This window comes from Aetokthonos hydrillicola CCALA 1050, from assembly GCF_017591665.1.
In the GTDB taxonomy this organism is placed as follows: Bacteria; Cyanobacteriota; Cyanobacteriia; order Cyanobacteriales; family Nostocaceae; genus Aetokthonos; species Aetokthonos hydrillicola.
In genome coordinates this window covers 39,085-51,427 of the sequence record NZ_JAAKGC010000029.1, presented here as the reverse complement: position 1 = coordinate 51,427, position 12,343 = coordinate 39,085, and the positions used below count along the sequence as shown (strand labels likewise).

Annotated in this window: 10 protein-coding genes; 2 read left to right on the top strand and 8 right to left on the bottom strand. The window is 40.9% G+C overall.

Going from position 1 to position 12,343, the window contains the following annotated elements:
• Both G4P69_RS16675 and G4P69_RS16670 read left to right on the top strand, forming a co-directional pair.
• Window positions 1-3,023, top strand: a 3,023-nt coding sequence (locus G4P69_RS16675; protein ID WP_208350582.1) for a hypothetical protein, incomplete at its 5' end; no start/stop codon positions are given.
• A 635-nt stretch (window positions 3,024-3,658) separates the two neighbouring features.
• Entirely contained in the window at window positions 3,659-4,204 is a 546-nt protein-coding gene (locus G4P69_RS16670; protein WP_243902201.1) for a late competence development ComFB family protein, read from the top strand.
• Window position 4,205: 1 nt separating this feature from the next.
• Here G4P69_RS16670 and G4P69_RS16665 read toward each other — a convergent pair whose 3' ends face one another.
• The 8 genes from G4P69_RS16665 to G4P69_RS16635 all read right to left on the bottom strand — a co-directional run bounded on the left by G4P69_RS16665 (window position 4,206) and on the right by G4P69_RS16635 (window position 12,047).
• A complete protein-coding gene (locus tag G4P69_RS16665) occupies window positions 4,206-5,027 on the bottom strand; it encodes a carbohydrate ABC transporter permease (RefSeq protein ID WP_243902200.1) in 822 nt (273 codons plus the stop codon).
• A 29-nt stretch (window positions 5,028-5,056) separates the two neighbouring features.
• Complete coding sequence (locus tag G4P69_RS16660) at window positions 5,057-5,698, bottom strand: 2OG-Fe(II) oxygenase (RefSeq protein ID WP_208339978.1); 642 nt, start codon at window positions 5,696-5,698, stop codon at window positions 5,057-5,059.
• A gap of 671 nt (window positions 5,699-6,369) precedes the next feature.
• Window positions 6,370-6,525, bottom strand: a complete 156-nt coding sequence (locus tag G4P69_RS39275) for a ribbon-helix-helix domain-containing protein (RefSeq protein WP_243902198.1) — start codon at window positions 6,523-6,525, stop codon at window positions 6,370-6,372.
• A 376-nt stretch (window positions 6,526-6,901) separates the two neighbouring features.
• Entirely contained in the window at window positions 6,902-7,471 is a 570-nt protein-coding gene (locus tag G4P69_RS16655) for a 5-formyltetrahydrofolate cyclo-ligase (protein WP_310834145.1), read from the bottom strand.
• A 189-nt stretch (window positions 7,472-7,660) separates the two neighbouring features.
• Entirely contained in the window at window positions 7,661-8,608 is a 948-nt protein-coding gene (locus tag G4P69_RS16650) for a GDP-L-fucose synthase family protein (protein WP_208339977.1), read from the bottom strand.
• A 22-nt stretch (window positions 8,609-8,630) separates the two neighbouring features.
• Window positions 8,631-9,713 carry a GDP-mannose 4,6-dehydratase gene (gene gmd / locus G4P69_RS16645; protein WP_208339976.1) on the bottom strand — a complete coding sequence of 361 codons (1,083 nt, stop codon included), beginning with the start codon at window positions 9,711-9,713 and terminating at the stop codon, window positions 8,631-8,633.
• 343 nt (window positions 9,714-10,056) lie between these two features.
• On the bottom strand, window positions 10,057-10,788 hold the full coding sequence (locus G4P69_RS16640) for a sugar transferase (protein WP_208339975.1): 732 nt from the start codon (window positions 10,786-10,788) through the stop codon (window positions 10,057-10,059).
• Between the two features lie 128 nt (window positions 10,789-10,916).
• Window positions 10,917-12,047, bottom strand: coding sequence for a glycosyltransferase (locus G4P69_RS16635; protein ID WP_208339974.1), 1,131 nt, complete (start codon window positions 12,045-12,047; stop codon window positions 10,917-10,919).
• Window positions 12,048-12,343: the final 296 nt, after the last annotated feature.

The following is a 12,343-nucleotide window of genomic DNA, read 5'->3' as shown; positions in this document are numbered from 1 at the left end:
CAGAACCAGTTGCACAAGAACACCCGGAAACTACACCGCCTTCCGAGGTAACCACACCCGAACCAGTTGCACAAGAACACCCGGAAACTACACCGCCTTCCGAGGTAACCACACCAGAACCAGTTGCACAAGAACACCCGGAAACTACACCACCTTCCGAGGTAACCACACCAGAACCAGTTGCACAAGAACACCCGGAAACTACACCGCCTTCCGAGGTAACCACACCCGAACCAGTTGCACAAGAACACCCGGAAACTACACCGCCTTCCGAGGTAACCACACCCGAACCAGTTGCACAAGAACACCCGGAAACTACACCGCCTTCTATACCTGCGACGCACCAGATGCAGCAAGTCGAGGCTGCTGTTATGATGCCAGATCCCTGGTTTGATGATCCAGATGCAGGTCTTTTATCTCCACGCAATGCTAACACTCAAGACCCTTCCATCAAAGCGCCGGGACAATTATCAGATTTTTACCAAATATTAATAACTAATGAAAACTATGAAGAAGGATCTTTGATGGGTGCTGCAATCCCCAATGTTAAAGATCCAGAAACTACTGATACAATTTCAGCACTAAATGAGCTATTCGTTAATGTAGATGGTCATGAATCAATCTCTGAAGAACCATCTTTTGATACTAAGACAAGTACCGTAACACTAGCCAATACGGAAGGGCTAGGGATTCCAGTAGAGACATCCACAAAGTCTGAAGAAGACTCTTCCTCAGATAAATATATTCTCGCTTCACCAGAGGAAAATTTGCTAGACCAAGATGAAGCATCGGCTACAGCAGCACCCGATATTTCCTTAGAAGAAGCACAGTTAAGGCAGTTAGAGCAGGATTTAGTTGAGTTTGATCAAGGGCTAAATTTTCAAACTGAAACGAATCTAGAAGAGCAACCAACAGTAGAAAATAGTCTCTCTAGCTCAGCAGTATCACCACAGGCAGATGCGCAGCTAGAATTAACCGCTATAGAAGCTCTTTTGGCAGAAGCCGAAAAAAAAAAGGAACCAACAATAGAAGAAAAACAAGAGAGTTCTTCTTCTGTTTCAATTTCTAGCTCTAGTTCTAGTTCTAGAGACAGTAGAGAATCAGTCGATGTTCTTGACTCAGCTTGGTATTTAGGGATCGATTTGGGTACGACTGGAATTTCTGCTGCACTATTAAATCGCTCAACAATAGAGCTTTATCCTCTCTACTGGTTACCACAAAACCAACCAGACGCAGATCCTAGAAAGCACTCGTTCCGTCTACCAGGAGAGGTTTATCTGCCTACAGCTTCTATTACTTCCAGTGAAACAGAAAACAAAGAGATTACCCTGCAAACAGTACCAGCATCTGTTGCTGAAGAAGAAAAAAGATCAGTACCACCAACACACAATCTCTTTTCAGCGCAGTTAAAGCCTTATTTACAGATTGCTCTCCCGTATAAGGACAAACAGCAAAAATGGGAACCAGTATTGCAATTAAATGAATTTTCTACGGTTCCTTTGGTTTGGGTTGTGCGATCGCTCTCAAAACTTCTTTTGACATTAAAATCTGATTCTACTAGCACCACCTTGGGTTTAACTGCGGCAGCGGCGGGACTGAACCAACAAAACTTTCGTCGTATTATTAATAACCTTGCTGGTGTGATCTGCACCTGTCCGTCTAATTGGTCTGAGCAATATCGCTTCAATGTACGAGAAGCTTTACTAATTAGTAAATTAGTAAAACATTCCCAACAAGTGTTTTTTATTGAGGAAGCAATTGCTAGTTTGCTATGTGAAATTGATGGTGCTGGTGGTGAAACTGTAGAATTGAAAACTGCACAAGGTTCTCGTCTGGCAAAAACCACCACTAATCCTCTAGTTGGTAATACCCTAGTGATTAATATTGGTGCAGCTTCTACGGAAATGACACTGGTTGATTTGCCAGAAGACTTGGAAGACTTAACCCATAGCGATTTTATGCTCCACGGCTTTGGCTATGGTGGCAAGGGAATCGAGCAGGATATTATCTGCCAGTTACTATTTCCACAAAAATGGCGGCAATCTCGTACTGAAACACAAAGCGATAGCATCAGTAGCACAAGCAACCCCACCTATTGGAAACCATCGGTTCCTGGTTTAGATCAGATGCACGTCTCTGATTTTGTATGGGAAGAATTAAACTTACCACGACCAGGAGAACCCGATATTAGCGATCGCATTGGTTTGCAGCAAAAACTAGATGGTTCTCTTTTAGGAAAGGCAATGCTAGAAGCTGCGATCGCTCTAAAGTTAATTTTGCAGCATCAAGACTCTTTTACACTAGAGTTAGCAGACGGGCAGTGGACATTGCAGCGACGAGACTTAGAAAGCCAAGTCTTTGTTCCGTTTGTGCGACGCTTGAATCGTGAACTTAATAGATTGTTGGTAGCTAAAGGCATACCTACAGAAGCAATTAATCAAGCTATCCTAACTGGTGGAGTTGCATCAATAGGTGCTATCAACCGTTGGCTACGGCAAAAATTGCCTAATGCTAAGATTATTCAAGATTCATATCTTGATGAAAATGGAAGTCCTGCGTGTAGTCGGGTTGCCTATGGTCTAGCATTGCTTCCACTACATCCCCAAGTATTAGAAGTACCTAGACAACAGTATACTGACTATTTCCTTTTTACAGAACTGCTCAAGGTATTACCAGAGAGAGCTTTATCTTTTGACGAAGTCCTACAGTTATTCGAGAATCGTGGTATCAATACCCGTAGTTGTCAGCAACGCTTGCTTGCTTTCTTAGAAGGTGAGTTGCCACCAGGTTTAATACCATCAAGTTTAGATTCCCACTGGTTGTCTCAAAGTACAAAAGAAAACTTAGAATACCAGGCTATTACTAGCACACCACTTTTTGAGAAACAAGGGAATGTTAGCTATCTTCCAAAATCTCAACAACTACAGTTATTAGGTCATCATCTTGAGGCTATTAAACTTGGTACTGAGCAATCACTAGAAGAACCATATACGGTTAATTTTGCTTTGGGAGTTGTACATTAAAGAGGGAGGAGCCAGAATTCAGAATTCAGGACTCACAATGAAATACAGTAGGGGCGTTCTTTAGGGTAACGCCCTTACAAGATTTTCTATGTTTAGAGGCATTTAAGCGAATTGTTATTACGATGTAGTGCTGGTTGATTGCTGATTTTCCCTTCAAAGCAAATCATTCACCCTATCAGAGCAAAAACTTTATAGACAAAACCGTATTTTTTCGGTTACGAGTAACTATTAGCATTAGATATATTTAAATCCATCCTAATATTTGCTAGTTAAGGAGGAAAGAAAATAACTCTAACCTTAACTTCAAGTTCAAAATGTAAAACCTGAGCAGTATTTTCATCCCACCCTTTATCTTAGTAGGTTGGGTTGTAGCTTGCTTAAGCGTAGGGGTACGAAGTGAAACCCAACAAAATCCTAAAAATGTTGGTTTACCCTGCGGGAAGCCACCTCCGGCGTCTACGTTCCTCAACCCAACCTACTGTGCTATTGTCTATTCCCGTTTTCTTTTAAGAAATTTAATCAAAAAAATCGCATGAATTTTACAATACTCTGATGCCAGATATACTCTATTTCAATTAATCTAAAAATAGATTTATCATCAGAGTTTTTCCTTTATTAAAAAGGCTAATTTTTATATGGAAACCACATTTCAAGATTTTGCAATTAGTTATCCAATCAAGCAATTTAAGCAAGATAAATTTGCTAGAAACTCACGAAATGCAATGGAAATATTAGTGGTAGAAGAGGTAGAGCAGCAAATTCGAGCTTTACCCTCTAAAATCGCTAAGTATATTAAACCATCTGAGGTAACGGCTTATGCGTTGAATCGGTTACCAGGACTATATGCTACTAGTAAACGTGGATGGCAACAACAATTGAATCGAGGACGAACACAGCTAAATGAGCAAATCAAAGTTGCTGTGCGACAGGCAATTGCGGCTGTGCAACGGGATCTATTACGCGCTGATAGCCCTCTGTTTTTCCAAGAAGAGAATGCTGCATTAGGTGCTTTACAGGAATTGAAAGTTCTGCTCCAGTGCGAGAATTTAACATGGGATAATTTAGCTAGTGTGGTTGAGGAATCTTTAATCGGTACACTGCAAGGAAAAATTACCTGGTATAGTAGCAGAGTACCAAACCATGAAATCTTTAACTGGGATGAGCATCCACACCATCGGTAGATTAGCCCTTAATACCGCTGCCAATTTCTGTTGGGACAATGTAGCGTTGCAAAAACAAAAACAATATTAGCACTGGGGCAATCGAAATGACTGATCCAGCAGCTATTAATCGCCAGTCTAAGGAAAAAGTACCTGCTAGCTTCGCCACTCCTAAAGGGAGAGTGTACAAGTTTTCATCTTGAATGACAATTAAAGGCCAAAGAAAGTCACTCCAGGAGCCGATAAATTCAAAAATTGCCAGAGTTACTAATGCTGGGCGAACTGCTGGAAGCATGATATACCACCACAGCCCTAACTCTGAACAACCATCCATACGTGCTGCTTCTTCCATTTCTTTAGGAACACTGATAAAAGCTTGTCGTAACAAAAAAATTCCAAAAGCAGAAGCTAAGCTAGGAAAAATTATTCCCAAGTAAGTGTTTCGTAAACCTAGCTGAACTATCAAAATGTACAAGGGAATCATCACGATCTGAAAGGGAATCATAATCGTGGCGACAATCGCTATAAAAATCCAGTCTCTTCCTGGAAAAGAGAGTCTTGCTAATGGGTAAGCAGCTAAAGCACAAAATATCAAGTTTAAACTGACTGCTAGCACTGCTACTAGAGTGCTGTTGAACAAGTACTGTCCAAAAGGTAAAGTTTGCCAAACAGAAACAAAGTTGTCTAAGGTGGGTTGACTTGGCAATAGCTGTGGTGGTGATTGAAATATATTTTCTGTTGGTGACTTTAATGCTGTACTAACAAGCCAAAATAAGGGGAATAGTGTTACGAGTGCGATCGCACCTAGAACGCTATACATCCATAACCCATTTGAGATTCTCATTTTAACCATTTACTGTCGCCCTCAAGGAGTTAGTTCTTCTTTTGACTTTTGACTTTTGAATGAGTGACTTCCCGAAAGGCGTTGGATCTTGATTCTATAGTAAATTCCGGAATTTCTTGAAGTTCAGCTTCACTCAAAGCGTACTGTTCACAAACTAGGCTTAGGCGGCTCCCTGATGTGTTCACAGCGTTAACAGAATGGGTTAAGTCACCCTGAAAGTGGAGCAAAGTATTGATCTGCGGCTTAATCTGAGCAACTTGGCGTTTACGATTGTGTAATACTAGTTCCCCACCCTTCATATCTGATGGGACTTCAATATAAAGGACACTAACAATAGCAGGTGGCTCAATCGTTTTGAAGTAGGAACGAAGGGAGCGATCAACGTGTGGATCTACGCGGGAGCCTTCTTTTAGCAGTAAAGGATTGAGGTAAAAGGCATTACAAGATGGCTGAAGAGCCAGAGTTAGATAGGATTTGAAAAAAGGAAACTGCTCCTCTAGCTGTTCCAATCCTGAACGCTGAAACACTACGGAAAATCCTTTGGTGTTTACAAAGTCTCGGTTAAGGTTGTTAGTAGCAAAGTAACGGCAAGCTTTAATTTCTCCAGATAAATCACTCAGGTAATTGCTGGGGAAGACGTTAAATTGTTGATGATAGTATTTCGAATACACGCCGCGATCGCTCTCCCTCAGAAATTTGAACCTTCTTGAAAGAAGAGTAACATATTGCTCATTGAGTTAAGACGCAGATGATTCAGGGCGTCTTCAGGATGGTAGAGGTTAATAATCCAATCGGGACAAAAAATTAAAAATAAGGGGAACTCTGCTATTGGAGATTAAATGTTGAACAGCTTATCTGTTTACGGTAGGGCTCGAACAAGTTCCCTCACAACATCTGTAGCTGTTTTGCCTGTACGGGCACAATACTTTTCGAGTATCTTGGCTTCATCTGATGCCAAGACAAGGCTGATTTGTTTGACCGCTAATTTTTTACTCATGTTTCACCAATTAAGTAGAATCATCAATGTATATGTATCAATTTTTTGACTACAGTACTTATCTAGCGCTGTTAGTGTTAAAGATGTTACTCTAGACAATCTAACTCTTTAATAAACTAAACAAACTTTTACAATTTCTGAGTGCATTTAGTCTACGATCTTGATCATGATCTGATGTGATCGCTGCTCTTGTGATAAAAGTCAAATCATGGTCACAAACGCAACTGCCCGGGTAATCGTCTGACAACCCAGGCTTTTGTTTGCTTTTAAAAAAGTTCAAAAAATGCCGACGCCGAGTATGGGATCTATTTGTGGTAACGGCATATGCATAGTGTAATTGAATTTCTATGACACCTGTTGCGTTACAGGTAACCCTCGAATAAGTTCTCTAATCACATCTGTAGCAGCCCTGCCTGTCTGATCACAATAAGAATCGAGCATTTTAGCTTCAGTGATGGTCAAGTTTACAGTAATTCGCTTAATCGCCCATTTTTTATTCATAGTCGGAGTCTAATTGTGTGAAAATTTATCGATAGATCAAGATAGTCCTTTTAAGTATACAACGCAAACAAGTAAATATACTATGTATATTTATTTCTCACATTAAAAGTGAAAATGTATGCTTAGTTAAGTTTGTGGGAGCTCATTTGTTATCGATTAAACAAACCATTCTGTTTTCTCTCCCAAAAAAACAAAAGAGAATTCAGAATAAAGGCGTCAGTCGTCAAAATACACCACCCATAAAGGGATGGTGTTTTAAACAAAAAGTTTTAACCCCTGTCTCGTGCACAAACGACGAGGTTTTAAGAGAGCGGTGCTCAAAAATCCAGTTGTGAACTTATTTTTTGTATACAGATAAAATTTATATATCACTTAGTTACATTCGTAACAACATTTCCGTACAAACCCCTTGTAGCCGTTTGTCCCAAGCTTGAACAGGTAATTCTGGTAAATAAGCAAATTCAAACACAATACCTATGGTTGGCTTTTTTACCCACTCAGGAGAGCTCAACAGGCGATCATAATATCCTCCGCCGTAGCCCAAGCGATATCCTTGATAATCGCAAGCAACACTAGGGACAAGAATTAAACTGACTTCCGAAGGACTTATGATTAAGGCGTCTTTTGAAGGTTCACGTATACCATAAGCCCCTATTTCTACTGCGTCATTAGGTTTCCAACTAAACCAGTGAAGCGATTGATCAACGCAGCGAGGAAATCCCCACGTTTTTGTAGGGTAAGTCTGTTGGCTATTTGTAAAGAGGGGACTGAGATCTGGTTCTTGGCGAAAGCTAAAATAAGCCAAGACAGTTTTAGCCTCTTGAAATAAGGAAGAGGCTAAAATATTTGTACAAATGCGATCGCTCTTTTCCCTCCACTCAGCTACTGTCATTGATTGACGTTGTTTAAGGAGGGATTTGCGTAGTGTTGTTTTGTCTAAAACCACGCTTATATCCTGTTACTGAAACTAGGGTGTAGGGTATAGGGTGATTCCCTCAATGAATTGTACACCCTACACTATGAGTGCAACGTGCTTGTTGACACCGTGCAGACAGTGGTGTCAACAAGCACGTTGGGGTTTGAATCCCCTATCCAATTGACCCATACACCCTACACCCTACCCCCAACACCCTTATTAACAAGCAGCGTGTTGACGCCACCACTCAATCGTATTCTTCAAACCTTGCTTGAAGTCTACTTGAGCAGTAAAACCAAAAGCTGTTTTTGCTCGTTCAGTATCCAAACAACGACGCGGTTGACCATTGGGTTTGTCGGTTTCCCAAACAATTTCGCCATCAAACCCCATCAATTCACAAATAAGATTAATCAAATCACGGATAGAAATTTCATAACCTGTTCCTAAGTTGACAGGGTCAGAGTCGTTGTATAATTGAGTGGCCATGACAATACCCCGCGCAGCGTCTTGTGAATAGAGAAACTCACGGGTAGGACTACCATCACCCCAAACTGGGATTTTCTTCTCTCCACTTAGCTTGCAAGAGTGAACCTTGCGAATTAATGCTGGGATGACGTGGGAACTGTTAGGATCGAAATTATCTTCTGGTCCGTATAAGTTTACTGGAAGCAAGTAAATCCCGTTAAAGCCATACTGTTGGCGATAGGCTTGTAATTGGACAAGAAGGGCTTTTTTTGCTATCCCATAAGGAGCGTTAGTTTCTTCTGGGTAACCATTCCATAAATCATCTTCCTTAAATGGAACTGGGGTAAATTTAGGATAAGCGCAGATCGTGCCAACACAGACAAATTTTTCTACTCCAACTTTATAAGCTGCATGAATCAGCTGAGTTCCCATCATTAAGTTGTCATAGAATAATTCTGCTGGTTTTTCTCGGTTAAGACCAATACCACCGACATGAGCAGCTAGATGAATAACAATGTCTTGTTGGTCAACAGCACGTTGGCAGTTTTCTAAGACGCGTAAATCACACTCACGAGATCTGGTGACTGTAATTTTCTCAGGTTGCGCTCCTGCCTTAGACAATTGATCTATTACCTGACGCCCCAAAAAACCAGAGCCACCAGTTACGAGAATTCTTTTGTTATTGAGTTCTAACAGAGCCATATTTTCATTATCTTCATTATTCTTAAAAATGGAGTACGCCTAGTTCTTGACGAATCATGGCATTATCCTTAATCGCTTCTTGTGACACTTTTCCATTTGGTGAAGTCAAACCTAGTGCTTCCAGATCTGCTTCTACCATGAGAGCTACCAATTGATCAAAACTCACTGAAGGTTTCCAGCCTAACTTTTGTTGTGCTTTGGCAGAATCACCGATTAATAAGTCTACTTCAGCTGGACGAAGATAGCGCTCATCAAACTCTACATACTTTTCCCAATCGAGATTTACATAACCAAATGCTAGTTCTAGAAACTCCTGCACTGAATGAGTTTCGCCAGTGGCAATGACGTAATCGTCTGGAGCGGGTTGCTGTAACATCATCCACATAGCCCTAACATAATCTTTGGCATAGCCCCAATCGCGCTTAGCATTCAGATTGCCCATGTAAAGTTTTTTCTGTTTATTAGCAACGATACGGGCAACTGCCATAGTGATCTTACGAGTTACAAAGGTTTCTCCACGCCGAGGCGATTCGTGGTTGAAAAGTATACCATTACAAGCAAACAAACCGTATGATTCTCGGTGATTCACCGTTTGCCAATGAGCATAAACTTTTGCACAAGCATAAGGGCTGCGAGGATAGAATGGAGTTGTTTCCTTTTGTGGAACTTCTTGTACTAAACCAAACATTTCTGAAGAGCCTGCTTGGTAGAAACGTACTTCAATCCCTGTGCGCCTCTGGTAGTCACGGATTGCTTCTAACAAACGGAGGGTTCCTACTCCTACGGCATCAACTGTATACTCGGGAGAATCAAAGCTTACACGTACGTGAGATTGAGCACCCAAATTATAAATTTCTACTGGTTCAACTTCTTCTAAAATGCGGCGTAGTGTGGTGCCATCTGTTAAGTCACCGTAGTGGAGAAATAACCGCACTCCCTCTTTATGAGGATCTTCGTAGATGTGGTCAATACGGTCTGTATTAAAGGTAGAAGTTCGACGAATGACCCCATGAACTTCGTAACCCTGCTCTAACAAAAACTCACTTAGATATGATCCATCTTGACCAGTAATCCCAGTAATCAAAGCTCGTTTCGGTTGGGTCATGCTTAATCATCCCTTGTCGTTTCTAAACTTAATATACACAATGATCCTGGTATAACTTAGCAGGTTATTGATAAATTCTCCAATGGGAAACCTACGAATTATACTTGTAACTAAGCCTACTGTAGCTAAATTTGCGACTTTTAATTTTTTTTCTTAAAATGATTAGTCAAAAATTATTCTTATGTCTGTTAATAACCACCTAGTTGATTTTTGAGGTAATACGGTTGCATATTTCTATACTTGATTGAGTAATAGTTAGTCGTAATTCCTGTTTTAAAATTAGCCCCAACACTGAGAGTACAGTGTTGGGCTTGTTTTAAAAAAGCTAATGAGTCATGCTTATTCAGTAAGCACCATTATCTTTTGGTATAACTACAACACCAATGGTTTTTAAGACAATCCATAGATCCAGCCAAAAAGTCCTGAATTTAACGTAATACAGGTCTATTTGGACTCTACGTGGATACGGGATATCATTGCGACCAGATACTTGCCATAGCCCTGTAATTCCAGGCCTGATCGTTAAAATCTGATCAATGTAACACCCGTATTTAGGTAGTTCTTCGGATACGAGAGGTCGCGGACCAACAACGCTCATATCGCCTTTTAAAACATTCCAAAACTGGGGAAATTCATCTAAACTTGTGATTCGCAAAAATCGACCAATCTTGGTGATCCGGGGGTCTTTTTTTAGCTTAAAGTTAGCCTCAAACTCCTGCTGTAGATGAGGCGAGGTTTCCATCATTTGCATTAGGATCTCGTCGGCATTGCTTACCATTGTTCTGAATTTAATACAATTAAAGGGCTTGTAATTTTTACCGACCCGTTCCTGGACGTAAAAAATCGGACCTCGTGAGCTTAGAGCAATCACTAAAGCCAAAATTAGATAGACCGGAGAAAACAAGATCAGTACCAACAGCGAAAACAAAATGTCGAAAAGTCGCTTGGCAAACTCTCCGTTTATACCCTGCAAAGACAAACCCTTGAGTTTAACCCTAGGGGTCTTTTTTTGTTGACCACGTTTTAAGAAAGTACGCGATCGCTTGCCGGAGAGGAGTGAACTCTGGGCAGTCATTATACTCCTTAACAATCCACACCACACATAGTCCCAATCTTAAAGCCTTTCGGAGGTGCTTCAGGGGGCAATTTTCCAAAAGCTTAAAAAACAAATATAGAAAACTAGACAATCAATGGTTGTAGGGTCTAGTTTTGGTTGCACTTACTTAAAAATTCTAGGTAACGTTGTGCAAAGATTTGTACACTAAACTTACCAGCATGGGAGCGTGTATACTCAGGATCAAACTTTCCTTGATAAGCTTCAAAAGTTTGTATTGCTTCTACTAAAGCAGTGTGAGTCTGTTCCTTGAATAAAATACCTGTCCCTGTAAACGCTGGTGAGGTACGAATATCTCGTACAGTCTCCAGAGCGCCGCCTGCACCGTAGGCAATGACTGGAGTGCCACAGGCTTGTGCTTCGACTAGAGCTATGCCAAAATCTTCAATAGCTGCGTAAACAAATCCTTTGGCACTAGCCATATATTTTTTCACCACATCATTAGGTTGCCATCCCATTATTTTTATATTGGATTTTGCTATCTTACGGATTTTGTTCATCTCTGCTCCTGTACCAATTATTACTAAAGGTCGTTGTAATTCATTAAATGCCCTGACTATTAAAGATACCTGCTTGTAACTCACTAACCGGGAAACGGTCAAGTAAAAATCCTCTTTGTGAGGTAAAAATGGAAAACCTTCAATATTAACTGGTGGGTAAATGACAGTTGCTTCTCGTCGGTAGCAACGCCAAATTCGACTAGCTGTATACTGTGAGTTAGCAATAAAATGATCAACGCGATTTGCACTCAGTACATCCCACTGGCGTAAACGATGAAGTAAATACCGTGTTGCCCACCCTGCAGCACCACTTCCCAATCGGCTTTGGTGTAGATAATCAAAGGTTAGCTCCCAAATATACCGCATTGGGCTGTGACAATAGCAAATATGTAATTGCTGGGGAGTGGTTATGACTCCTTTAGCAACCGCGTGAGATGAAGACAGAATCACGTCATAGGATCGTAAATCTAGTTGTTCAATTGCTAGCGGTAAAAATGGTAGGTATTTTTGTACACCATTGCGTGCATAGGGAAAATGCTGGAGAAAGGTCGTACCAATCCGACGGTTGTATAAATAACTATCAGGATTGTTAGATTCAAAATCAATGAGAGCATACAAGTCAGCATCAACATGGTTCAGAATTTCGCGGACGACAAGTTCTGAACCGCCGATAGCTTTGGGTGTAAACCACTCATGCACTAGAGCATATTTCAAGGGCACGGCTAACTTCAATCAAAAAAATAGAGAACACCTATAGAATTTAGCGGGAAGTCTCAAGTTGGAGTGGTCTAGGTGGACTGCATCACGATAAGTGCGCTCCGTAAACCAAGAATCCTACGTACTTTTAAGCGTGATGAGAACGCCCCACCTCTGTAGACGTATTATCTGTTAAATCTGTTCCAGGGGATTGGGGATTGGGGATTGGGTACTGGGGATTGGGGATTGGGTAATTCGTAGCTGTCAGAATCTTGATAGTCTGGTAGTTATTACAAAAAAAGGGATCTGGGAATTTATTT

What these genes read in the sequence shown, in the direction of transcription:
- G4P69_RS16670 (WP_243902201.1), top strand. Translation starts at nt 3,659, where the DNA reads ATGGAAACCACATTTCAAGATTTTGCAATTAGTTATCCAATCAAGCAA.
- G4P69_RS16665 (WP_243902200.1), bottom strand. Translation starts at nt 5,027, where the DNA reads ATGAGAATCTCAAATGGGTTATGGATGTATAGCGTTCTAGGTGCGATC.
- G4P69_RS39275 (WP_243902198.1), bottom strand. Translation starts at nt 6,525, where the DNA reads ATGAATAAAAAATGGGCGATTAAGCGAATTACTGTAAACTTGACCATC.
- G4P69_RS16650 (WP_208339977.1), bottom strand. Translation starts at nt 8,608, where the DNA reads ATGGCTCTGTTAGAACTCAATAACAAAAGAATTCTCGTAACTGGTGGC.
- gmd (WP_208339976.1), bottom strand. Translation starts at nt 9,713, where the DNA reads ATGACCCAACCGAAACGAGCTTTGATTACTGGGATTACTGGTCAAGAT.
- G4P69_RS16640 (WP_208339975.1), bottom strand. Translation starts at nt 10,788, where the DNA reads ATGACTGCCCAGAGTTCACTCCTCTCCGGCAAGCGATCGCGTACTTTC.